19 protein-coding genes are annotated in these 22269 nt (G+C 63.7%); 6 read left to right on the plus strand and 13 right to left on the minus strand.

Annotated features, from left to right (window positions below; translation table 11 throughout):
- The first annotated feature begins 43 nt into the window (after nt 1–43).
- Nucleotides 44–1351 carry an MFS transporter gene (locus AC1VS5_RS01195; RefSeq protein WP_481217416.1) on the plus strand — a complete coding sequence of 436 codons (1308 nt, stop codon included), beginning with the start codon at nt 44–46 and terminating at the stop codon, nt 1349–1351.
- A 22-nt stretch (nt 1352–1373) separates the two neighbouring features.
- Here the strand turns inward: AC1VS5_RS01195 and AC1VS5_RS01200 are convergent, their stop codons facing one another.
- On the minus strand, nt 1374–1844 hold the full coding sequence (locus tag AC1VS5_RS01200) for a low molecular weight protein-tyrosine-phosphatase (protein ID WP_481217417.1): 471 nt from the start codon (nt 1842–1844) through the stop codon (nt 1374–1376).
- Nucleotides 1845–2004: 160 nt separating this feature from the next.
- On the opposite strand from AC1VS5_RS01200, the gene AC1VS5_RS01205 reads away from it, so the two are divergent.
- Nucleotides 2005–2661 carry an HAD family hydrolase gene (locus AC1VS5_RS01205; protein WP_481217418.1) on the plus strand — a complete coding sequence of 219 codons (657 nt, stop codon included), beginning with the start codon at nt 2005–2007 and terminating at the stop codon, nt 2659–2661.
- Between the two features lie 60 nt (nt 2662–2721).
- Here AC1VS5_RS01205 and AC1VS5_RS01210 read toward each other — a convergent pair whose 3' ends face one another.
- The 11 genes from AC1VS5_RS01210 to AC1VS5_RS01260 form a co-directional block, all read right to left on the minus strand.
- Complete coding sequence (locus AC1VS5_RS01210) at nt 2722–3750, minus strand: 3-deoxy-7-phosphoheptulonate synthase (protein WP_204627772.1); 1029 nt, start codon at nt 3748–3750, stop codon at nt 2722–2724.
- A gap of 405 nt (nt 3751–4155) precedes the next feature.
- The gene (locus AC1VS5_RS01215; RefSeq protein ID WP_019129066.1) at nt 4156–4431 is read right to left on the minus strand and encodes a GNAT family N-acetyltransferase; all 276 of its coding nucleotides are present in this window, start codon (nt 4429–4431) and stop codon (nt 4156–4158) included.
- Between the two features lie 67 nt (nt 4432–4498).
- Nucleotides 4499–5020 carry a nitroreductase gene (locus AC1VS5_RS01220; protein WP_481217419.1) on the minus strand — a complete coding sequence of 174 codons (522 nt, stop codon included), beginning with the start codon at nt 5018–5020 and terminating at the stop codon, nt 4499–4501.
- A 199-nt stretch (nt 5021–5219) separates the two neighbouring features.
- Nucleotides 5220–6206 carry a hypothetical protein gene (locus AC1VS5_RS01225; protein WP_481217420.1) on the minus strand — a complete coding sequence of 329 codons (987 nt, stop codon included), beginning with the start codon at nt 6204–6206 and terminating at the stop codon, nt 5220–5222.
- A 154-nt stretch (nt 6207–6360) separates the two neighbouring features.
- Complete coding sequence (locus AC1VS5_RS01230) at nt 6361–7365, minus strand: hypothetical protein (RefSeq protein WP_481217421.1); 1005 nt, start codon at nt 7363–7365, stop codon at nt 6361–6363.
- Between the two features lie 63 nt (nt 7366–7428).
- A complete protein-coding gene (locus AC1VS5_RS01235; RefSeq protein WP_481217422.1) occupies nt 7429–9102 on the minus strand; it encodes an MBOAT family O-acyltransferase in 1674 nt (557 codons plus the stop codon).
- Between the two features lie 18 nt (nt 9103–9120).
- Nucleotides 9121–9354 (minus strand): phosphopantetheine-binding protein, encoded by a 234-nt coding sequence (locus tag AC1VS5_RS01240; protein WP_276868418.1) that lies wholly within the window; start codon nt 9352–9354, stop codon nt 9121–9123.
- 48 nt (nt 9355–9402) lie between these two features.
- Nucleotides 9403–10602: a diaminopimelate decarboxylase family protein gene (locus tag AC1VS5_RS01245; RefSeq protein WP_481217423.1), complete on the minus strand. Its 1200-nt coding sequence runs from the start codon at nt 10600–10602 to the stop codon at nt 9403–9405.
- 71 nt (nt 10603–10673) lie between these two features.
- Entirely contained in the window at nt 10674–12263 is a 1590-nt protein-coding gene (locus tag AC1VS5_RS01250; protein WP_481217424.1) for an amino acid adenylation domain-containing protein, read from the minus strand.
- 245 nt (nt 12264–12508) lie between these two features.
- On the minus strand, nt 12509–14179 hold the full coding sequence (locus AC1VS5_RS01255; protein ID WP_481217425.1) for a sensor histidine kinase: 1671 nt from the start codon (nt 14177–14179) through the stop codon (nt 12509–12511).
- Complete coding sequence (locus AC1VS5_RS01260) at nt 14172–15014, minus strand: response regulator transcription factor (RefSeq protein WP_481217426.1); 843 nt, start codon at nt 15012–15014, stop codon at nt 14172–14174. Before AC1VS5_RS01260 ends, AC1VS5_RS01255 begins: the two co-directional genes overlap by 8 nt.
- Before the next feature lie 236 nt (nt 15015–15250).
- Here AC1VS5_RS01260 and AC1VS5_RS01265 point away from each other — a divergent pair, with 236 nt between their 5' ends.
- The gene (locus AC1VS5_RS01265) at nt 15251–16225 is read left to right on the plus strand and encodes a patatin-like phospholipase family protein (protein WP_481217427.1); all 975 of its coding nucleotides are present in this window, start codon (nt 15251–15253) and stop codon (nt 16223–16225) included.
- Between the two features lie 520 nt (nt 16226–16745).
- Entirely contained in the window at nt 16746–18359 is a 1614-nt protein-coding gene (locus AC1VS5_RS01270) for a DUF2130 domain-containing protein (RefSeq protein WP_481217428.1), read from the plus strand.
- A 179-nt stretch (nt 18360–18538) separates the two neighbouring features.
- Here the strand turns inward: AC1VS5_RS01270 and AC1VS5_RS01275 are convergent, their stop codons facing one another.
- The gene (locus AC1VS5_RS01275; RefSeq protein WP_481217429.1) at nt 18539–19249 is read right to left on the minus strand and encodes a hypothetical protein; all 711 of its coding nucleotides are present in this window, start codon (nt 19247–19249) and stop codon (nt 18539–18541) included.
- Nucleotides 19250–19690: 441 nt separating this feature from the next.
- Here AC1VS5_RS01275 and AC1VS5_RS01280 point away from each other — a divergent pair, with 441 nt between their 5' ends.
- Both AC1VS5_RS01280 and thpR read left to right on the plus strand, forming a co-directional pair.
- Nucleotides 19691–21121: an amidophosphoribosyltransferase gene (locus AC1VS5_RS01280; protein ID WP_019129079.1), complete on the plus strand. Its 1431-nt coding sequence runs from the start codon at nt 19691–19693 to the stop codon at nt 21119–21121.
- A 176-nt stretch (nt 21122–21297) separates the two neighbouring features.
- On the plus strand, nt 21298–21825 hold the full coding sequence (gene thpR, locus AC1VS5_RS01285) for an RNA 2',3'-cyclic phosphodiesterase (protein WP_481217430.1): 528 nt from the start codon (nt 21298–21300) through the stop codon (nt 21823–21825).
- The last annotated feature ends 444 nt before the right edge of the window (nt 21826–22269 follow it).

Consider the following 22269-nt stretch of genomic DNA (forward strand, 5'->3'; position numbering starts at 1 on the left):
CTGTTTGCGCCTGCGGGTTCAGTGGGCGAGGGAAGGGGCCACCATGCCGCGAACATCCGATGCGCCGGAAGCCGCGCCTCATGCGGTAGACGGAGCGGCGCCGGGCACAATGCCCGGGCCGGACGGTTCCTGGAAGCTAAAGCTTGCCTGCGTGTGGGGCGGAGAGCTCGTCTCGGTGCTCACGAGCTCTATCTTGCAGATGGGGTTCATCTGGCACATTACGCTCACCACGAATTCTGCGAGCATGCTGTCGCTGGCATCGCTCATGGGCTTCCTGCCGCTTGCGCTCATGGGTTCTGTCGCGGGAGCGATCGTCGACCGCCTTCCGCTTAAGCGCGTGCTTATCGGGGCCGACCTCTTCATCGCTGCGGTGAGCGCGCTCGTGGCGCTTGCGTCGATGGCTGGCTCCTTGCCGGTGTGGATGGTAATCGTTGCCTTGTTCTTCAGGGCCATCGGAAGCGCGTTTCACACTCCCGCCTTCCAGGCGTTGACCCCGCTTGTGGCTCCGCCTGAGCACCTTACCCGTCTTGCGGGCGTAACGCAGCTTGTGCAATCGGGCGGGTACATCTTGGGAACGGCCGCGGCTGCGGCGATGTACCCGGTGTGGGGACTTACCGCGATGGTCGCGCTTGACGTTGCCGGTGCGCTGTTCGCGAGCGTGGCCGTTCTCGCTGCGCGGCTAAGCGGACGGCCTACGGCTCCTGTGGTTCGCGAGGGCCTTGCGACGCAGGTGCGCCAACTCGCTCGTGAGACCGCGGAGGGCTACCGCGTGCTCCGCAGGTATCGAGGGCTTTTCGCCCTGCTGTGGTGCGGGTTTGCCTTCACGCTCGTGTTCTCGCCCATATCGGCGCTCTTTCCCATTATGACGCTCGGCCACTTTGCGGGCACGACGGCCGATGCCGCCCTCGCAGAGGTGGTGTTCTCGGTGGGCATGATCGCGGGCAGCATGCTTTTGGCAGCCACCGGCGGCTTTGCGAATCGCGCGCTGAGCGTGGTGGCTTCGTGCGCGGTGTATGGGGTGGCAACGCTGGCTGCGGGGCTCTTGGGGCCAGACGGTTTCATGGGTTTTCTCGCTGCAAGCGCGGTGATGGGGCTCAGTTCCCCCTTCTATTCGGGCCCGCAGACCGCGCTCATGCAAGAACACATTCCGCCCGAGTACCTGGGACGCGTTTTTGGCCTCTACGGGAGCATCATGGCCTGGGCCATGCCGGCGGGGCTCGCGGTGTCCGCGTTGCTCGCCGATACGGTGGGCGCGCCCATCTGGTTCGTGCTCGCCGGTTCGTCCATGCTGGTGCTCGCTGTGATCACCTGGTTGATTCCGAGCATCAGGCATATCGAGCGCGTGCCGTGATGAATCCGGCCGGGGTTGTGCGTCATGCCTCGCTCTCGATGCGCTCGAGTAGCGCCGTGCACCCCTCGAGCACGTCGCGATAGGTGGTTTCGAAGTCGCCTGTGTACCACGGATCGGCGACGTCGTCCGTGCGCCCGGCGAAGGCGAGCAGCTTGAACGTGCGCCCCAGCGCGCCTGGCCCCAGCATGCGGCCGATATTGCGCACGTTGGCCTCATCCATGCCCACGATATAGTCCCAGGTCGCCGCATCGTCTGCGCGAAGTCGCCGCGCGCTCCGTGGCGCGAAGGGCACGCCGTGCTCGGTGAGCACGCGGCGCGTGCCCCAGTGAATATCGTTGCCGATCTCCTCGGTACTGGTGGCGGCCGAGGCGATCAGGAATCGGCTTTCGAGCCCGTGTTTCCGCACGAGGTCTTTCATGACGAACTCGGCCATGGGCGATCGGCAGATGTTGCCGTGGCAGACGAACAGGATGCGGGTTGATTGCTCGCTCATAGGGCTCCTTGGTCGTGCAGCTTCGCGCTTGGAAACATTTTCATGCCTCCCGCGAGGACGGTTCGAAGTATACGATAATGGTTCGCGCATGGGGTGAGGCGCCCCATCGTCTTCTGTGTTCAGAGCTCTACAGAGCAGGCCAATGGATAGGGAGTACGTAATGGTCAAGGGCGTCATCTTCGACATGGACGGGCTCATGTTCGACACCGAGCCCGTATGGGGAGAAAACCTAAAGCCGGCGACCGATGCCCTGGGCCTCGCCTATAAGCCCGGGCTCTCGGACGCGGTGCGCGGTACCGCGGGAGGTGAGTTCGCGAAGGTTGTTCACGCGTGGTACGACGAGAGCGTCGACGCGGATGAGCTCTGGGATGTTTGGCATGCCATCGTGGAGGAGCACCTGCGCGCCGGGGTGGAGAAGAAGCCCGGCCTCGATGAGCTCCTCGCGTATCTGGGAGAGCAGGGCATACCCGCGGCGGTGGCGTCTTCTTCGCCGGCGAGCCAGATCGCGCAGAACCTTGAGAACGCGGGCGTTTCTGCGTGCTTTTCTGCCACGGTGTCCGGGCTTGAGGTTGAGCACGCCAAGCCGGAGCCCGATGTGTTCCTTCGTGCGGCGGAGCTCTTAGGGTGCGATGCGCACGAGGCGCTCGTGCTCGAGGATTCTTTCAACGGTGTGCGCGCCGGTGCCGCAGGCGGCTTCATTACCATCATGGTGCCCGACTTGGTGCAGCCGGATGACGAGATGCGCTCCCTGGCGACGCGCATCTGCCGGGACCTCTTCGAGGTGCGCGATCTGCTGCAGGCGGGTGCCATCAGTTAGCTTGCTGCTACCCGATGGCACCCCTCAAAACCGGCCCAAACGTGCAGTTTCTGGCTCCGGCTACACGCGCTCTGCGAGATCGAGTACCAGGCGCTCGGTCTTCTCCCAACCGAGGCATGGGTCGGTGATGGACTTGCCGTACACGCCGCCGTCGATGGGCTGGTTGCCGTCTTCCAGGTAACTTTCCACCATGAAGCCCTTGATGAGATGACGGATTTGCTCCGAGCGGCGCATGGAATCTGCAACCTCGTGGCTGATGCGGATCTGCTCGAAGGGGCGCTTGCCCGAATTGTCGTGGTTGCAGTCCACGATAACCGCCGGGTTGACGAAATCTGCCTCGGTGTACTTTTCTGCCAGACGCTCCAGGTATTCATAATGGTAGTTGGGGTAGTTGAGCCCGTCCTCGCCGATATAGCCGCGCAGCACGGCGTGTGCGAGCGGGTTGCCCGTGGTCTCGACCTCCCAGTTGCGGAAGATGAACGTCTGCGGCTGCTGCGCCGCATAGATGGAGTTGAGCATGACGCTCGTGGATCCTCCGGTGGGGTTCTTCATGCCGACGGGCATGGGAACGCCCGAAGCCACGAGGCGGTGCTCCTGGTTCTCTACCGAGCGCGCGCCCACGGCGATGTAGCCAAGCACATCGATGAGGTACTGGTAGTTGGTGGGGTAGAGCATCTCGTCGGCGGTGAACATGCCAGTTTCCTCCGCAACGCGCAGGTGCATGCGGCGGATGGCCTTGATGCCGCCCAAAAGATCGCTCGGGCCCTCGGGGTCGGGGTTGTGCAGGAGCCCCTTGTAGCCCGTGCCCTTGGTGCGCGGCTTGTTGGTGTAGACGCGCGGTACGATGAAGAGGCGCTCGCTCACGCGCTCGGCAAGCTTCGCCAGGCGGCCAGCGTATTCGAGGACGGAGTCCTCGCGGTCGGCGGAGCACGGGCCGATGATGACGAGCTTGCGGTCGTCCTTGCCCGTGAGAATGTCGGCCACCTGTGCGTCGAACGCCGGCTTCTTCGCCGCGGTCTCGGCAGAAAGCGGCATCTCCTCGCGGATCTCCTTGGGGATGGGCAGCAGGCGCTTGAACTTCATGGACATATCGACCCCTAACCTTGCATGGGCGGGCGCGCCGTTGCGGTGATCGCTGGCGCGATGGCCCGCCCGTTGATATTCAGGTGGGGTCTATTATGAGGCCGCGCCGCAGGAAACGCGCGCGAAACGCCGCCGTAACGCAGTTGTTACCGTGATCGGGACGGCGAGGGAGCTAGGTTTAGAAGTGTTTTCAACTTTTGGGCGCTTAAACGGAGATCTGCTGAGTAGCGACATATTGGCCAAGCCTCTGACCTGCGATTATGGTAACGAGGGGTCGCTTTATACTTGGACATTCGGGAATCAAGTGCCCAAAAGTTGCAAAAGCGAGCCCCGCGCCTTGGCCGAAGCCGTGACGCGGGGCGGATTGCGCATGCGGCGCGCTCATTTCGGATATGGCGGGGCGGTTTTTTCTCACTCCGCAAGCAGATGCGCGTACTCCGCGTGCTTCTCGAACCACCGAACGGCGTACGAGCATGAGGGGTGGGCGCGCCGCCCGCTCTTCTCGAGCTCGGCTGCTGCACGGGAGAGCAGCTCGCCCGCGATGCCCTGCCCGCGCAGCGATCCGTCTACAAAGGTGTGGTTGATGTCCACGATGCCATCGCCGCAGCTTGGAAAGGTAACCTCGCCGAGTACGGTGCCATCATCTGCGAGGTACTGAACGTCGTTCTCATGGGTGGCGTAAGGCATGGGGCCTCCTCAGATAGTTTGCAGCGCGCCCTGCAGATCCGGTCGCGCGGGCTCGTTAATTGCGCAGCTAGTCGATATGGTAAGCGTAGTCTGTCTTGCGCGGGGCGGCTTCCGGCGCGGGCTCGGCGGCATGGCCTACGATGCAGTTGCCGATGCCCTCGTATGCGTCGGCATCGATGCCCAGGCCCTCCAAGATGGCGCGGCCCTCGGGTGTTTCGAACTCTTCCTTTGCGCGATGGATCCAGCAGCTGCCAAGGCCCAGCTCATGGGCAGCGTTCAGCATGTTTCCCATCACCAGGCTGCCGTCGTACACGTGCGTGCCCACATCCTTGCGTGCGAGCACGACGAGCACGACCGGCGCCCCGTAGAACGGGTCGTCTTCACTGTCCATGACGCGCGCGTTGATGCGCGAAAGCCGGTCGCGCACCTCTTTGTTCGTGATGGCGACGATGATGGGGGATTGGCGCCCCATGCCGGTGGGGGCGTAGGTTCCCGCCTCGATGATCTGGTCGATGAGCTCCGGTGCGACGGGCTCGCTGGTGTAGGCTCGGCAGCTCCGGCGTGTTACGAGTGCTTCAATCGTGTTCATGGTGCCTCCTTGCTCGTGGGATGTCCCCCTAGTTGTACCCGAAGGAGCCGGTGGGCAATCGGCGCGAGCCGGGGCCTGGCGGGCAGCCGGCGGGGATTGTCGCGAGCCGGGGCCTGGCGGGCAGCCGGCGGGGATTGTCGCGAGCCGGGTCTTGGCGAGCAGCCAGCGGGAATCGGCGCCCGTGGGGTACAGGCCGGCGCTACGATGCCGCGCCCTCGTTCACGACGCGTTCGTAGCGGGCATAGGCCTCGTCCCAGGAACGGTAGGCGCTCTCGCCGGAATGATCGGGCAGGTAGTAGCGGTCCTGCAGCAGCTCGCCGAGTTTGGCCGTTGCCTTCTGCGCGCCCTGGAGGTTCAGGTGATCGCCGCCATCGAAGGTATCGGTCGACCAGTCGATCTGAGCGCGGTTCTTGCCCGTGTTGAGATCGATGTAATCGACGTCGAGCTCGCCTGCAAGCTGCTGCACGCAGTTGTGGCGCTTCATATTCCAGTTCACGGTGCTCGGCGTGCTCACGAGCACGAGCTTGATGTCGTGGCTACGGCAGACGTCTGCGATTTGCTCCAGGTACCAGCGGTTGAGCGATCGAATGGACTCGCTGTCCATCGTGGGCGTCATGTAGGACGAGTCGTCGGCAGCGCTGACGCCCGTCTTGAGGCGATAGCCCTTGAAGTCGGCGGTGCCGATGGAGAAGGGAGCCGCCGTGAGGTCATCGGGCCGAAGCGTCTTCCACCGGTTGTGGTATTCAAACACGGGGAGGGCGTCGTTTGCGGTCTGGCGCGCCACCGTGCCCGGCGTGACCGCGCGGAACAGGCAGTTGGTTTCGAGCATCACGACCTTGGGGCGCTGGCAGCCGAGGACGCGGTTGAGCATGGAGAGCGTGAGCGGCAAGCGCTGGGCGCCCGTGGCGCTGATGTACGAGGCGATGCCGTGGTCGCGCCAGAGCTCGAGGGGCGTGATGGCACAGTAGGTTTCGGAATCGCCAAGAAATAGCAGGTCGACGGAGTTTTCCGGCTCGGCGAAGACGCCGTGGGCGGCTTCGTAGTTATTGGGGCCGTGCGCATCTTGGTTGTGTTTGGGCAGCACGATGCGCGATATGCCGGCGAGCGCGATGACGAGCGCGGCGGCGGTGACGGCGAGGCGCAGGGCGATGTGCCTGAGCTCGGGTGAAGGCTTGCTGAGTGGCATGGGTTCCTTTCGGTGTGGATAGGGCGGGGCTTGGGAACGCGATAAGGCGGGTAAGGCGCCACGGCAGGCAGCGTGCTAGGAGGCGGCAGGGCGCCGAGGAGCGCGGGCGCCGGGGACGGGCGAGGGTGCCAGCGTGCATCGGCTCCGCGCGGCATCACGTTCCGGCGAGCTGCTTGGCGTAGCGCGTGTACGCGTCGTTCCAAGAGGCATATGCCTTCTCGTTCGCATGGCTCGGCACCTGGTACGTAGCGCGCAGGATCTCGCCAAGCTTGCTCGTGACCTTTTGAGCGCCGTAGATATTGAGATGGTCGCCTTTGTCGCAGGTATCGGTGGCCCAGTCGATCTCGACGCGCTGGCTGCCCATGTTGAAGTCGATGTAGTCGATGCCCAGCTCGCCCGCTAGGAGCTGGGTGCGGTTATGGCGCGCCGTGTTCCAGTTCACCGTACTCGGCGTGCTCACGAGCACGAGCCTGGTGCCGTTATCACGGCAGATCCTCGCAATGCTGCGCAGGTACAGTTCGCTCAGGCGCGGCATCGGCGCCAGCTCGTCGGTAGGGGCCATGTAGCCGGAAGGGTCTGCGGCAACCGTGTCCTTCTTGATGCGAAAGCCCTTGAGCTCGTGCGTCCAGGTGGTCTGGGGCGCATAGACGAGGTCTTCCGCGCGCAGCTTCTTCCAGCGGTTGTGGTATTCGAACACCGGGAACTTGTCTTGGAGGGCGCGGTTGAGCGCGAACCCCGGTCGGAACGGGCGGAAGAGGCAGTTGGTTTCGAGGATCACGACCTTAGGATGCTGCTTGCTCAGGGCGCTCAACAGCAGGGAGCGAGTGAGCGGGAGTATCTGCCCGCTCGTGCCGCATACGTAGGAGGTGATGCCCTGCTCGCCCCAAAGCTGCAGGGGCGAGATGGAGCAAAACGACTCGGAGTCTCCCAGAATGAGGACGTCGATGCTGTCGCGCGGCTCGCCGAGCACGCCGTGGGCCTCGGGATCGCTCTGACCGAATTCGGCCTGGTTGTTCTTCGGCTGCACGATGCGCGACACCGCGGCGAGGAGGCCGCAGAGCAGGATGCCGGTAACGACGAGGCGCAGCGCGATGCGCATGTACCGCGCCGCCCGCTGTTGGGTGCGCCCCGTGGCGGGCGTTGTTGCGTCATGAAGCATGGGACCTCCTATCAGCTGCTGTCGTGCCCGGCGGGACCTGTTGCCTGCCGGTACTGTTGCTTGCTAGAACGATGCGTACATGGGGTCGACGGGAACATAGCCCGTTCCATAGGCGCCGAACACCACGATGGCAAGGATGAGGGCGCAGCCAAGTACCCAGCGCACGTTGAAGTTCTGCCACCAGGCGAGGGCGAAGCGGGTGGCTGCGGTGTTCGCGGTGGCTGCCGCCGGCATGCCCGCGTGTCCTGCCGGGGTGGCGGAGGCGGCAGGGTCGTGCTGTGCACGCTCCCTCAGCAGTCCAACGACGAAGAGCACTGCGATCGCGATGCCGACGCAGGCAAAATCGGCGCCGTCCATACCGAGCTTGAGCACGGTGCCATCGGCGAACGATGCGAGCGAGAACTGGCCGAAGAGCCGCCTCAGCATGCCGAGCGCCGCCCATCCGCCATCGGCGCGGAAGATGAGCTCTCCGCAGAAGACGATCGCGAGCGTGCGCGCGTGCTGGAAGGCGCGGTACGAGAGCGCCGAGCGGTCGATCCCCAGGCGCTCGCAGATGGACTGCGCGATCGGCTCAGCGAAGCCGCCGAGCCAGATGACCGCGAACCAGAACAGTCCGAACAACACGTACTGCCCGCCTGCGCCGTGCCAGAGGCCGTTGCCGAGCCACACGGCGAGGAGCGCCACGCCGCTCGCGGCCACCGGCCCCATGCGATTGCCCAGGAGATGCCGAGCCGAGGTGGTCAGGCGCTTCACCGGCTTGCTGAGCGACACGGGGTAGAACACGTAGTCGCGAAACCACGTGCCCAGGGTGATGTGCCAGCGCTGCCAGAATTCGGATGCGGTGCGCGAGAAGAAGGGCTGGCGGAAGTTCTCGGGCAGGCGCACGCCGAAGATGCGCCCCGTGCCCACCACGAAATCCATCGTGCCCGAGAAATCGCAGTACAGCTGGATGGTGTAGAGCACCGCGGCGAGGGCGATGATGCCGCCGTCGTAGGACTCATATGAGGCAAAGACGGTCTTCACCAGCAGATTCACCCGATCGGCAACGATAAGCTTCTTCGCCGCGCCCCAAAGGATGCGCTGGCTTCCCGATACGAGGTTCTCCCAGGTGATGCCGTGACCCGCCCAGAGCGCTTGCGCCGTCTGGCCGTAGCGGCAGATGGGCCCCTCCATGATTTGGGGGAAGAACGCCATGAAGAGCGCCAGGCGGCACAGGTTGCGATCGGCGGAGACGCTCTGGCGATACACGTCCACGAGGTACGAGACGGCCTGCAGCGTGTAGAAGGAGATGCCGATGGGCGCAGCGATTGCCGCGGGTGCTGTCCAGCCGATCCCCAGGTGGGTGAGGAGCGGGGCGGCGAGCGGAGCGAGCAGGCGGTGCGCGAACACCACGTATTTGAAGGCGAAGAGCATTCCAAGGTTGACCGCCGCGCCCGCCGCCATGATGAGGCGCATGCGCCTCGCATAGCTTTGCTTGACCGCCTTGCGGTTGGCGCCTGGAGCCCGCAGGGCCTCGCCGCGCTGCTTGATCTCGCGATCGAGCGCAAGGCCGCAGAGCCAGATGGTCACGGTCGACGCCAAAAGGAAGGCGAGCAGCTTTCCGCTGATGGCCCAGAAGGTGACATAGCTAGCGGCGAGAAGCACGGCCCAGCGCGCCCGGCGCGGCATGACCTGGTAGGCGACCGCCGTGCCGGGCAGGATGAGCCCGAGCATCGTCAAAGAGAAGTACGAAGTCATGAGAGCTCCGGCACCTCGCTAAAAGCCGGCTTCGCGCAGGCGCTGCACCATGCTCCACATGCCCTCGAGGGAGTTGAAGTTAGCGGGCACGATCTCCACGGCGGGGATGGTGATGTCGAAGGCATCCTCGAGCTCCGAGACGAGCGTGATGATGGTGAGCGAGTCGAGCTCGCGCGTGTCGACGAGGTCGTGGCGCGTGCGGTAATCGATACCGGGCTTGAGTTCGTTCAAGATGTCGAGAATTGCGTCCATGATGGTCCTTTCTTAGATGTAGCCCAGCGCGCTTGTTGCGCCGGGGTGTTACCTGATGGGGAAGAGCGGGGTGTTGAGGATGTCGGTGCGCAGCCCGTCGCGCACGAGCGTGGGGGCGCCATGCCCGTCGACCATGATCACGCGCGGAAGATCGCGGCTCAAAAAGAGCGAGATGCCCTCGGTCATGCAGTAGGCGCCGGCGTTCTCGAAAGCAAGGATGCTACCCTGCTCGAGCCCGGAGAGGGGGAGCTGCTTGGCAAGGATGTCGTTTACCGTGCAGAGCGAGCCGCAGATGTTCCAGAGCTCTTCGTCTGCTGGAGCGGAATTCTCGTCATCGGCGCCAAGCAGGTGGCAGCACGGTTGCTTCATGGCCATGGATTGGCCGAAGTACACGAGCTGGTGCATGCCGCCGTCCACGATGGCATATCGCTGCCCCGCGTTCACCTTGGCGTCTACCACGCGCGTGAGGTAGGTACCGCATGAGGCGGTAAGGCTGCGGCCAAGCTCGAGCATGATGTGGCCATGAAAGGACATGCCCTCGATAAGCTCGCTGAATTCCGTCAGAAACTCCTTCTCATCGAAGTCGTCGTGGGCGAAGTACGAGATGGGGAACCCGGGGCCAAACTCCAGCTCGGGTACGCGCCAGCCGCAATCCTGCTCAAGCTCCTGAATGAACGCATCCAGGCCGCGGAGCTCGCGGGCAAGCCGCTTGAGGGAGTTCTTCTGCGTGCCGGAGAAGAACTGGAGCCCTGCAAGGCGCACGCGCCCGTTGTGGCGCAGGCGCGTGACCGCAGCCTTCACGTCGTCGCGCCCCATGCCAAATTGGTTACCGCTGGTGAGTCGCAGGAGCACTGGCACGCGTGCCGAGTGCGTGGCGGCTTGGTGCAGGACCAGGTCAAGCTGGGAGACCGACTCGATGGTGACGGCTGCGGGCGCCTGCCGTTCGCTCACGGCGCTCGATACGGTCTGGATGTCCTTATGCACGCCCGAGACCACGATTTTGTCGTGGGGCAGGCCGAGGGCGCGGCAGATGCGGTACTCGCCGGGCGAGCACACCTCGAGCCGGTCGACGAGGGGCTCGAGCGCGGGGAGAACGAAGGGGTTTGCCTTGATGGCGAAGCAGATGCCCACGCGAGCCGGCAGGGCCTCGCGCAGGTAGCGGACGCGCTGCACGAGCGCGCGGTCATCGAAGATGTAGAGTGGCGTGCCGAAGCGGTCGGCGAGTGCACGCAGTGCGGAATCGGTCATCAGATCTCCTCCTCATGAGACAGTTGTGCCGGGTTAAACTGTCTCTGAGACAGTTGTACCGGGGGAAAGTGTCACGCGTTGAGCAGCGCGCGGCGGTCGACCTTGCCGTTCTTGGTGAGCGGCATGCGCTCCACGCGCTCGATGCTTGCGGGCACCATGGGGCCAGGGAGCATCGAGCTCACGGCGCGGCGGAGCTCATCGATTTCGGCCGAGCCTTCGAAGAACGCATGGATGCGTTTGAAGCGCTCGTTATAGGCGCAACGGCAGCGCTCGACACCGGGGCATCGCTCGAAGGCGGCGTCGATCTCTTCCAGCTCGATGCGGTGGCCCTGATGCTTGATCTGGTTGTCCGCCCGCCCGCTGAAGAAGAGCTCCCCGCTCTCGCCTATGCGCACGAGGTCTCCGGTGCGGTATACGGTTTCCGGTAACGCTCCGGGGATGGGGTTCGGCATGAAGGCGCCCTCCGTGCGAGCGGGGTCGGCGTAGTAGCCGAGCGCGATGTTCGGGCCGCCCACATAGAGCTCGCCCACCTGTCCGGGCTCGCTAACGGGCTGCATGCCTTCGTCCAGCACCAGGATGCGGCGGTCGCCGAGCGGCTCGCCCAGGGGCAGGCCGTCAAGGTAGGCGCGGCTGCGATCCACGATGTGATAGAGGCAGTTGCAGGTGATCTCGGTAGGCCCGTAGAGGTTCGCGAAGGTTGCCTCGGGCAGGTGCTCTAGCCAGCGTGCGAGATGCTTGCGCGGCATGACCTCGCCCGAGAACAGGACAAGGCGCACGCTCGGCAGCGGGGCGTGGTCGAGGCCGTGCAGGCTGCTCACGAGGCAGAGCGCGGCCACCGCCCAGGTCATGACCGTGACCTCGTGCTCGCGAAGGGCATCTACCAGCTGCGCGGGGGCGCTGAACAGCCTGCGCGGCAGCAAGACGATCGTGGCGCCTGTCGCGAGTGCGCCGTAGATGTCTTTGACCGAGACATCGAAGTCGAACGGCGCCTGGTTGCCGATGACGTCATCGTCGCGGATGCCGAAGGCTTCCACGAATGCATCGATGAACCCGCAGATGGAGCGATGGCTCACGGCCACACCTTTCGGCATGCCGGTCGATCCAGACGTGAAGAGCACGTAGGCGGGATTGCTGCTCACCAAAGAGCGCGCGACGTTCTCGAGCGCCGCGCTATCGACCGTGTGCTGCAGCAGGTCATCCACGAGCGCTACGCGGCCTTCCGGAAAGATTGCACGCGCGGCGGTTATGGTATCGGCGTTCGCAATCACGACCGGGCCGTTTTCTTCTGGCTTCCCATTCGCCAGGGTGGCATAGACATTTCTCGCTCGCTCTGCAGGCACGCTGGGATCGACCGGCACGTAGAAGCGGCCCGCCATGAGGGCACCGAGGAAGGAGGCGAGCATATCGATGCGCTTCTCCATGAAGACGACGACGGGCTGCGGCGCGGGCGCGTTAATGGAGCCCGCAGCGCGGATCCCCGGGCTGCCGGAGGCGTTCGATCGCGCGTCTGCGGCAAGAAGGCCTTGAGCGATGGCTCGGCTGCGCTCGAGCAGCTCGGCATAGGTGCAGGTGCCAAACTCGTCGATCGCTGCGGTCTTGCTTGGGAACAGCCGGGCAGATCGCTCAAGGTATTCGATCGGTGTATGCGCCGTCGTGTGCATTGCTTCCTCCAACTGGTCGGTTCGATGGATTCCAGTATGGGAAGGGAAGCTTTAGCGCACCTGAACGCTTGCTAAAGGTTTCTTTAGGTTCGCGCGCACTGCGACCCCGCGTGCGGTTGGGCAGCCTTTAGGTTCGCACGCGGTGGGTGCGAACCGGTTTATGGAAGCCGACCGCGCGCAGCGTTCACCACGACCGCCGCGACGATGAAGCCGAGCATCGCACGGAAGCCGACCGCGCGCAGCGTTCACTCTTCCGTGCAGCGGGGCAGTTCGATCACGAACTCCGTAGCGCACGGGCGGGGAGGGTTCGGGGAAAGGGTGAGCGTGCCACCCATGAGCTCGGCAGCGCGCCGCGCGATGGTGAGGCCCAGGCCGGTTCCCCCGTTGGTGGAACGTGCGGCGTTTTCGGTCACAAAGGGGTCGAAGGCGTGCGAGGCGATATGGTCGGGGATTCCCGTGCCGGTGTCGGCCACCCGCACACGCACGAGGCCGCGCCCGGCGTCGACCTCGCAGGCGAGATAGATGCTTGTGCCCGAAGGGTTGTGGGCGCAAGCATTACTGATGAGGTTCATGAGCAGCCGATGGAAGAGCTGCCGGTCTATGCGGGCGATGGGCTCGGCGCTGCTCGTCGCCATGTCAAGGTTCTCGTCGCCCCGTGCGGCCTGCGCGAGCGATGCGCCTTCGGGAACCACGAAGAGCGAACAGCCTGCCTGCTCTACCTGGGCCTCCGCCTCGTGCGCCACCGAGCGTACCAGCTCGTCTACGCGCCATGGCTCGAGGTTCGGGGCGTATTCGGGGTGCTCCATCTTGGCATAGGCGAAGAGCGTGTCGATGAGCTCGCTTGCGGCAAGCGCCTTCTCTCCGATGATGCGGTGGTAGTCTTGCTCCTTTTCCGGCGGAACGCGCCCGTCGCGGAAGGCCTGTGCGTACCCGTAGATCACGGTGAGCGGCGTCTTGAGGTCGTGCGAGATGTTTGCGATGATGCGCTGGCCGTCCTCGCGCGCCTCGCGCAGCTCGTCCATGAGGTCGGTGAAGTTGTCGTAGATGGGCACGAGCTCGGTGGGAACGTCGGTCGCCGCGTCCACTTGCTCGTCTCCGCGGCGGTAGGCGTTGATCGCGCGGTCCAGCGGGCGCGTCGCGCGTTTCGCGACGCCCACCAGGTACCATGCGCAGCCAATGGTGATGACGAGCGCCGCGGGGGTAGCAAGGAGCGGCAGGCGGTTGGCTTCGTCTATGACTTGCTGGTAGCGAATGTCGCTTACGAGCGGGGCGGCCAGCACGAGAATGCGCTCTTCGCCGTCTACGGTCTGGTAGCTCACGCGCTCCACAGACATCTGCGCACTGTAGACGCCCTGCAGGAAGTCGAATTCGCGCTGTGTGAGCGCACCGCGATCGGCGAATAGATCGCCGGCCACCACGGTTAGGTTTTCGTCGAGCTCGCACCACGCCGTGATGCGTTTGGTGAACCCGTCTTCGAGGCTGTAGGTGCACTGCACGATGCGGTAGTGCAGGCCGTCGACGGTGCTTTCCTGGAATACCTCGTAGAAGCTCTGCTCATCGTATTCGCTGATGAGGTCGAGGTCGGAGGCATGGATCTTCTCCGCTGCCCGTGCGCTCGATGCGTAGAGCCGCGTGCCGTCGCCGTCGAAGATGACGATCCTGCAGTGCTCGAGCGCTTGCGTCTGCAGCGCATCGAAGCGGTCATGCTCCAGATCGTCGGCATACGTCAGCACGGTTTCCATGGAGGGAAAGGCGCTGTCGAACAGATTCTCGCTAGCGCGGTTGATACCCCAGAGCACGAGTGCTAGGAGCGCTGCGTAGACGATAAGGCCGGCGAGGCAGCGCAGGGCGATGCTCTTGCGCAGGCGATGCAGGGGACTGCGGGAGGAGGGCGTGTGTTCGAATTCGCTAGCCATCGATCTTGTATCCCATACCGCGGATGGTCTTGATGTATGCCGGCCGCAGCGGGTCGTCTTCCAGCTTGGCGCGGATGTTGGAGACATGAACCATCACGCTTGCCTCGCTGCCGGCAAAACTCTCCCCGTTGATGCATGCATAGAGCTGAGCTTTGCTGAAAACGCGACCAGGGGCGGCCATGAAGGTTGCCATGATCTTGAGCTCGGCGGCGGTGAGCGGAATCGGCGTGCCGCCTTTGAAGAGCTCGAGCCGTTCCGTGTCAAAGGCGAGGTCGCCAACGCGAAGCACATGCGCGCCGTCTTGCGAGGGGGTTGAAGGCGCGGGGGCGCTCTCTGCAGCCGCGCGATCGCTGGGACAAGAGGTGTCTGGTCCTGGAAGGGATGCCTCGCCTTCCGATGGTGCGGTAGCACACGCCTCATCTGCGGCGGGGGCGGTGCGGCCGGCTGCGGCGAGGGCGTCGGCAACATCGGTGGCCCGGCGGCGCAGGAGGGCGCGAATCTGCGCCGTGACCTCGAGCGGGTTGAAGGGCTTCGCGATGAATCCATCCGCCCCAGCGTCAAGCCCCACGATTTTGTCGGCAGCCTGCGTGCGAGCCGAGATGATGATGACGGGGATGTTGTCCGTGGCGCGGAGGGCCTTGATGAAGTCGTAGCCGTTCATGCGCGGCATCATGATGTCGACAAGCGCGATATCGGCAGGGTGCTGCTGAAGTTGCTCGAGAGCATCTTCCCCATTTCCAGCAGTGACGACGTCGTACCCGCTGCCGGTTAGATAGAGCGACAGCAGCTCGACGATATCCCGGTCGTCCTCTACGATCAAGACTGTTTCTGCCATGGTTTAGCCCCCTTCCGTTTATCGGCACTCTCTCGATTCTACGGTGAACCGCTGCCCTGCATGGGCTTTCCACAGCAGTGAAGCCTGGCTTAAGCGGCCGTGAAGAATCCATGGGGCGATGGGCGGCGCGGCTTGTCAGCCCTGCCCGGCGACGGGCGACGAAGGTGCCGAGGAAGCCGACTACCTTTTTCATGCGCCGCGCTATACTCAAAAGCCATGATTAAGTGAGGTATGGCATGGTACAGGCGAAAGAACCCAACATTGTTGGCTCGGGTGCAGACTACAAGCTTTCCGATGTGCGGGAGCCGAGCGAGCGCCCCAAGTTTGGTGCGTTGCCGCATACGGTAGGCGTGGTGTTCGAGGGTGGCGGTTTTCGCGGCCACTATACCGAGGGCGTGTTTGACGTATGGCTCGAGGAGGGCATAGGGGCCACGCATACGGTGGGAGTTTCCGCGGGCGCGACCTTCGGGTGCAATTTCAAGTCGTGCCAGTTGGGGCGCGCGGTTCGCTATAACAAAAGGTTCTGCAACGATCCCCGCTATGCAGGCATGAGAAGCTTGCTTACCACGGGGAATCTCTTCAATCGGGAGTTCGCCTTCGGGCGCCTCCCTTGGGAGCTCGATGTGTTCGACGTGGGGACCTATGCTGCCAACCCCATGCGATTCACCGTGGTGGCGACCGATATCCAAACCGGCGAGCCGGTGTACCACGACGTGAACCGCGGTGACGTGGAGGACGTGGAGTGGATGCGCGCCTCGTCGGCGATTCCGGCGCTTTCTCGCCCCGTTGAGCTGGAAGGGCGGTTGCTGCTTGATGGCGGAACGGCCGATTCCATCCCTTTCCGCTGGATGCTCGATCAGGGTTACGACCGCTGCGTGGTGGTGTGTACGCAGCCCGAGGGGTATCGGAAGGAGCCCAACGGCCTCATGCCCGCGCTGCGCGTACTGCTGCGCCGGTATCCCAAGCTGGTTGAGCTTCTGGACAACCGCCATGAGCGCTACAACGCGCAACTCGACGAGCTCGCGCGGTTGGAGCGCGAGGGCAAGGTGTTCGTGATTCGGCCGAGCGAATCGGTCAAGACGCCGCTCTCGGTGAAGGATCCGGCGATTCTCGACCGCGTGTACCAGGTCGGACGCCGCGACGGCAAGGCTACGCTCGACGCGCTGCGCTCGTACCTCGGGATGAACAGGGAGACAGTTGTGCCGGGTTAAACTGTCTCACCCAATCACTGACGGCGTTGCTGGGCGGCATCCGCCGTTGCTCTTCTGCGCCGGGCGACATTCGGACACTCTAACTGTTTTCGGGCGGCATTCGGACATGTTTGCTGCCTTCGGGCAACATTTGGACATTCGAGGGTCCTGTTCCGTCTGAATCTCGCCCGAGAACGCTGGCCGTGTCCGAATCCCGCCCGAGAATGGCAAAACGTCCCGCGCGCGTCCGAATCCTGCCCGAGAACACAGGCGATGTCCCAGTCCGGCCCGGGAACGGCAGACACGCGCCGGGCTCGTCCGAATCCCGCCCGAACGCACGGGGAAGCCTTAACCGTCCGATGACCTTAACCGCCCGCGACGTGCGGCGTTCGTGGCGGACAGGTACGGTTCGTCTGCTCGTCTACATACGTTTCGTTAGTTCTCCGGGCCAGCGCCGCATTTTTCTGTCCGCATGCCGGGGTAGACTGATTCCAGTAAAAGGAACCATGGGCGCAGGCGTCTTTGGAAGAAAGGTCCGTTTATGAACGAGATAAAGTGCCCCCAGTGCGGTACGGTGTTCCAGGTAGACGAACAAGGGTATGCGGATATCGCGCGCCAGGTGCGCGACCAGGAGTTCTCCCGTCAGCTCGCCGAGCGCGAGCGCATCATGGAGCGCGAGCGTGCGGCAGCGGTGGAGCTTGCCGAACAGAAGGCCGAGCGCCAGCTTCAGGAAACCGTTTCGGGGCGCGATGCGCGCATCGCCGAACTCGAGGCACAGCTTGCGTCCGCGGCGAACGAGCGCGGGCTCGCTGAAGAGCGCGCTGCGGCGCAGGCGCAGCGAGACGCTCAGCAGCAGCTGTCGGAGCTCGAGCACACGTGCGACGAGCTGCGGGCGAAGTTGGCTCAGCAAGAGACGGAGGCGGAGCTCTCCCAAGCGCAGGCAGCTCGGCGTCTTCAGGAGGATATCGCCGCTCGCGATGCCGAGATCGCTCGACTCAAGGCTCAGGCCGAGGCTTCTGCCCAGCAGCAGGCGGTTGCGCTTGAGAACGTGCGCGCTGCGACGCGCGAGGAGCTTTCCCGGGGCATTGCCGCTAAGGATGCCGAGATTTCCAAGCTCAGGCAGCAGATTGCCGCCGATGCGGCGAGGCAGGAGCTTGCCGTAGCGCAGGCGGTTACGGCGGCGGAGCGCGAGCGCGACGAGGCACGCTCGGCACTTGCGAGCGAGCGCGCGCTTCACGAAAGCGAGCGCCAGCAGCTCGAGGCCTCGCACGCGCTTGAGCTCGAGCAATCCAAGAAGGCGAGCGATGCGCTCATTCGCTACAAGGACGAGGAAATCGAGCGCCTGCGCGACATGAAGGTGCGCCTGTCTACCAAGATGGTGGGCGAGACGCTCGAGCAACACTGCGAGACCGAGTTCAACCGCCTGCGCATGACGGCCTTCCCGCGCGCGTACTTCGAGAAAGACAACGACGCCGTGGAGGGCGAGGACGGCTCGCGCCGCTCCAAGGGCGATTTCATCTTCCGTGAATGCGACGATGACGGCAACGAGATCATCTCCATCATGTTCGAGATGAAGAACGAGAACGATGCCACGGCCACCAAACATAAGAACGAGGACTTCTTCAAGAAGCTCGATGCGGACCGCACGAAGAAGAAGTGCGAGTACGCGGTGCTGGTGAGCCTGCTGGAACCGGAGAGCGAGCTCTACAACACGGGCATCGTGGATGTGAGCTACCGCTACGAAAAGATGTATGTAATCCGCCCGCAGTTCTTCATCCCGCTCATCACACTTCTGCGCAATGCCGCCATGAACGCGCTTACCTACAAGCAGGAGCTCGCCATCATGCGGCAGCAGAACGTGGACGTCACGAACTTCGAGTCCAAGCTGGAGGCGTTCCAAGAGGGGTTCTCGCGCAACTTCGAGCTGGCGAACCGCAAGTTTCAGACGGCGATCGAGGAGATCGATAAGACCATCAGCCACCTGCAGAAGACCAAGGAGGCGCTGCTCTCGAGCGACCGCAACCTGCGCTTGGCGAACGACAAGGCGCAGGGTCTCACCATCAAGAAGCTCACGCGCGGCAACCCTACCATGAAGAAGGCGTTCGAGGAAGCGCGCATCGCCGAAGCTGCCGAGCGGGACGACGCAGAGGCGTAGCCGTGAGACAGTTGTGCCGGGTTAAACTGTCTCACTCAGGCATGACGATTATGAGACAGTTTAACCCGGCACAACTGTCTCGCTACGGGTGCGATGCTGGCGCAGAGGACGAGGAATGTCGATGCCGCGCGAGGCGGAGCGTCGGGCGTTCGGCCTGTGGCCCGCCTCTCGGGCGGATCCTATGACAGCGAACCTCCGAAGGTGGGGATCGCGACGATTAGGGCGATGAGGCTCGCGCCCCAGATCACGCCGCCCACAGCCATGAGCACCTTTGCCCAGAGCGGGGTGGGGCGCATCGTCATGCGTCCGCCCGCGGCAAAGCAGATGGCAAGGCCGATGCCGAGGCCAATCATCGAGAGGCCTTCGATGAGCGAGAACGCGGGCAGGTCCGCAGCGGCGATATGCTCGTAGTGGTAGCTGTGAAGCAGGCTCACGTCGCCAGTCGCGATCATATAGACGCCGGGCACGATGCAAACGAGGCCGATGATTGCGCCTAGGACGACGCCGCCTCCGGTATTGAGGCCGATGTGAAGCCCACGCCCTCCATGTGCCTTTTCCTCGCTTGAAGGGAACGAGAAGAGCGAGCCGTTATGCCTGATGATGGAAATAAGGTTGATTGCGATACCGGCGACGAGCAGCACGATGCCCGCTACGCCTGCCCAGACTCCAAAGAAATCCGAAAGCCCCATGAGTGCGCAGCCCACACCGGTCACGATGAGTCCGGCGCCCGATTCGCGCGCAAGCGCCGGGCGGTCCGCGAGCGGGGTGGTCGCATAATGATAGCTATGCAGAAGTGAGGGGTTGCCTGTTACGACCATATACGCGCCGAGCCCAGCGCAAAGCAGCCCGCACCCCGCTGCAACGATGATTCCGATCAGAGACTCGTCCATGTTGGCCTCCTCCACTATGGAATAACGGCATTGTGCCGCGATTCGCGCGCGATTATACACCTGCTTTTTTTTTTCAACGCTAGAGCATGTGGGCGCGGGGGCGAAGTTCGCATCGACAAGGGCCTCGCGCTGTCTTCCGGCGTGGGGCGCGATTGAAAGGGGCGAGGGAGCGAGGGGCGCGGCGGAAAGCACGCGGCGGAAGGAGCGTGGGGCCCACCGGGCGAGCGTCGCGCGCGACGGAAGGAGCGAGGGGGCTCGGTGAAATGGGAGCAAGGGGCACGCGGCAGAGAGCCGGTGGGGGTGAGCGGCGTGGCTTGCTCCCGGCTGCCGGGAAGCGCGCGCATTCGCCATGCGTCTTTCCGCGCTATTCATATCCTTCGCGCTGCGAAGGAATGGCTCACGTATAATGGCAGCATCATCAGTCATATATGAGGGGGAGCGATGGGCGGATTCTTTGGCGCGGTTTCGAAGCGCGATGTGGTGCTGGACGTCTTTTTCGGCGTGGACTACCACTCTCACCTGGGCACGCGCCGTGCGGGCATGGTCTTTTGCGAGGGCACGGGCGGCTTCCAGAAGGAGATTCACTCCATCGAGAACACGCCGTTCCGCTCTCGCTTCGATAAGGATCTGGAGCGCTTCCACGGCACGAGCGGCATCGGCTGCATTTCCGATACCGACCCCCAGCCCTTGCTCGTTCGCGGCCGCCACGGCACCTTTGCCATCACGACGGTCGGTGCCATCACCAACGCCGACGAGCTCATCGAGCGGTATTTCGAGCAGGGCGGCGCGCAGTTCATGGCAATGAGCTCCGGTGCAGTCAATCACACCGAGCTCGTCGCGGCGCTCATCAACCAGAAAGACGACCTGGTCGAGGGCATCGTTTTTGCGCAGAAGGCCATTCAGGGATCGCTCACGTTGCTCGTCATGACGGAGGATGGCGTCGTGTACGCTGCACGCGACCGCATGGGCCGCCTGCCGGTGCTGATCGGCCGCGATATCGAGGGCCAGGGTTACTGCATCTCGTTCGAGTCCTTCGTCTACCACAAGCTCGGGTATGAGGACGAGTGCGAGCTCGGTCCCGGCGAGATCATGCGCGTGACGAGCGATGGCTACGAGAGCCTCGTGGCGCCGGGCGACCAGATGAAGATCTGTGCGTTCCTGTGGGTGTACTACGGATACCCCAATTCGAACTACGAGGGCATGAACGTCGAGGTCATGCGCTATCGAAACGGTCATATCATGGCGCGCGACGAGGCTATGGCGGGAACGCTGCCCGAGGTTGACTATGTGGCGGGCGTGCCGGATTCCGGTTTGCCGCATGCCATCGGTTACGCTAACGAGTGCGGCGCCACCTTCGCGCGGCCGTTCATCAAGTACACGCCCACGTGGTCGCGCTCGTTCATGCCGACCAACCAGGAGGTGCGCGACCGCATCGCCGAGATGAAGCAGATTCCCGTACCGGAGCTTATCCGCGACAAGCGCTTGCTGCTTGTCGACGATTCCATCGTGCGCGGAACGCAGCTGGGAAAGACCGTCGACTTCCTGTACGAGGCCGGTGCCGCCGAGGTGCACATGCGCTCAGCGTGCCCGCCGATCATGTTTAGCTGCAAATATCTGAGCTTCTCGCGCGGCAAGAGCGACCAAGATCTTATCGCCCGCCGCGTGGTGCGCGAGCTTGAGGGGCCGGAGGGCGATGAGCACCTCGACGAATACGCCGACAGCTCGACCGAGCGCGGCAAGTGCATGCTTAAGCGCATCTGCGAGCAGCTTGGCTTCGATTCCCTGGGCTACCAGAGTCTGCCCGGCATGCTCGAGGCCATCGGCATCGACCCCGCGCAGGTTTGCACCTACTGTTGGGACGGCCGCGAGTAGTTCGCTTGCCGCCGGGTTGGTTTGAGTAGCGTATCCGCCGCCGGGATTGCAGTGGGTGGTGTGCCTGCTGTCGGGATTGCGGTGGGCGGCGCGCCTGCTGCCGAGGCGGTCGCGAACAGCGCTTCTGCCGCTGGAATTGGCTCGAGCGGGTTTAGAGAACAAGGGGTAATTTACCTTTGAGGGCGTTTGTTGCATTGGAGTTGCCTGAGCCGTTTGCGGGCGAGGTGTCCGCATTGGCCCGGCAGCTCCGGCCTGCTGTTGCCGGGCGATTCATGAAGCCAGAGACCTACCATCTGACCTTGGCGTTTTTGGGAGAGATTGGTGAGCCGGAAGCGGCTCGTGCTATTAGCGCGCTTGACGAGGTATGCGAGCGCTGCGGGGCGGTGCGGCTTTCCTCGGATGGCTTGGGCACCTTCGGCCGCCCGCATGACGCGACGCTCTGGCTGGGCATTGCGCTAACCGAGGAGCTTCGCGCTTTAGCCGAGGCGGTTCGCTCGGGACTCGAAGAGCGGGGCATCGCCTACGACCGCAAGGCGTTTCGACCGCATATTACGCTAGCACGTCGCGCCCGGCTGCCTCAAGGTGACTTGCCGGAGTTAGTGTTTCCGGATCCGGAACGTGCCTATCGGGTAGCGCTTTTTAAGAGCGAGTTGAGCCAAGAGGGCGCTTCGTATAAAGAGCTATATCACATAGATTTGGGATAGCGGATCGTACTGCTGAGCAGGTTCGTCGCCATGGCGGCGCACGACCGTTGTACTACGGGTGTGCTCGCTGTTGCGTACGAGCCTGGTCGTTGCGCTGTCGCACATACCACCGTTATGAGAGATCGCGCCCGGTGCGCCGCGGGCCGTGCCCGCCGCTATTGGGGCGCCGCCCGTTGCAGCGCCGCATGCACTTGTCGCTGGGAGCCGGCTGTGGCGATCGGTAGCGTTTGATTGCGATGGCTTTACCGTATCGCGGCAGCCTTAGACTGTATCCGTTGATTTGGAAGAGGAATTGGCTAAAAATGTCGATTTCTGGCGATTGATGCTCTGTGCACGGGGCTTTATCGAGATTAATTCCTGTGAAAACTCCCGCGAAGGGTCTCCGCGGCGGCTTTTTGGCCCAAATTGCATGCCCGCCAGCCTTTGTCAGCGCCGAAAATCGAC

The sequence above is a fragment of the Enorma sp. genome, assembly GCF_982429025.1.

What these genes read in the sequence shown, in the direction of transcription:
- AC1VS5_RS01245 (WP_481217423.1), bottom strand. Translation starts at nt 10,602, where the DNA reads ATGACCGATTCCGCACTGCGTGCACTCGCCGACCGCTTCGGCACGCCA.
- AC1VS5_RS01250 (WP_481217424.1), bottom strand. Translation starts at nt 12,263, where the DNA reads ATGCACACGACGGCGCATACACCGATCGAATACCTTGAGCGATCTGCC.
- AC1VS5_RS01220 (WP_481217419.1), bottom strand. Translation starts at nt 5,020, where the DNA reads ATGAACACGATTGAAGCACTCGTAACACGCCGGAGCTGCCGAGCCTAC.
- AC1VS5_RS01235 (WP_481217422.1), bottom strand. Translation starts at nt 9,102, where the DNA reads ATGACTTCGTACTTCTCTTTGACGATGCTCGGGCTCATCCTGCCCGGC.
- AC1VS5_RS01275 (WP_481217429.1), bottom strand. Translation starts at nt 19,249, where the DNA reads ATGGACGAGTCTCTGATCGGAATCATCGTTGCAGCGGGGTGCGGGCTG.
- AC1VS5_RS01260 (WP_481217426.1), bottom strand. Translation starts at nt 15,014, where the DNA reads ATGGCAGAAACAGTCTTGATCGTAGAGGACGACCGGGATATCGTCGAG.
- AC1VS5_RS01230 (WP_481217421.1), bottom strand. Translation starts at nt 7,365, where the DNA reads ATGCTTCATGACGCAACAACGCCCGCCACGGGGCGCACCCAACAGCGG.
- AC1VS5_RS01265 (WP_481217427.1), top strand. Translation starts at nt 15,251, where the DNA reads ATGGTACAGGCGAAAGAACCCAACATTGTTGGCTCGGGTGCAGACTAC.
- AC1VS5_RS01270 (WP_481217428.1), top strand. Translation starts at nt 16,746, where the DNA reads ATGAACGAGATAAAGTGCCCCCAGTGCGGTACGGTGTTCCAGGTAGAC.
- AC1VS5_RS01210 (WP_204627772.1), bottom strand. Translation starts at nt 3,750, where the DNA reads ATGTCCATGAAGTTCAAGCGCCTGCTGCCCATCCCCAAGGAGATCCGC.
- AC1VS5_RS01215 (WP_019129066.1), bottom strand. Translation starts at nt 4,431, where the DNA reads ATGCCTTACGCCACCCATGAGAACGACGTTCAGTACCTCGCAGATGAT.
- AC1VS5_RS01200 (WP_481217417.1), bottom strand. Translation starts at nt 1,844, where the DNA reads ATGAGCGAGCAATCAACCCGCATCCTGTTCGTCTGCCACGGCAACATC.
- AC1VS5_RS01195 (WP_481217416.1), top strand. Translation starts at nt 44, where the DNA reads ATGCCGCGAACATCCGATGCGCCGGAAGCCGCGCCTCATGCGGTAGAC.
- AC1VS5_RS01240 (WP_276868418.1), bottom strand. Translation starts at nt 9,354, where the DNA reads ATGGACGCAATTCTCGACATCTTGAACGAACTCAAGCCCGGTATCGAT.
- AC1VS5_RS01225 (WP_481217420.1), bottom strand. Translation starts at nt 6,206, where the DNA reads ATGCCACTCAGCAAGCCTTCACCCGAGCTCAGGCACATCGCCCTGCGC.
- AC1VS5_RS01255 (WP_481217425.1), bottom strand. Translation starts at nt 14,179, where the DNA reads ATGGCTAGCGAATTCGAACACACGCCCTCCTCCCGCAGTCCCCTGCAT.
- AC1VS5_RS01205 (WP_481217418.1), top strand. Translation starts at nt 2,005, where the DNA reads ATGGTCAAGGGCGTCATCTTCGACATGGACGGGCTCATGTTCGACACC.
- AC1VS5_RS01280 (WP_019129079.1), top strand. Translation starts at nt 19,691, where the DNA reads ATGGGCGGATTCTTTGGCGCGGTTTCGAAGCGCGATGTGGTGCTGGAC.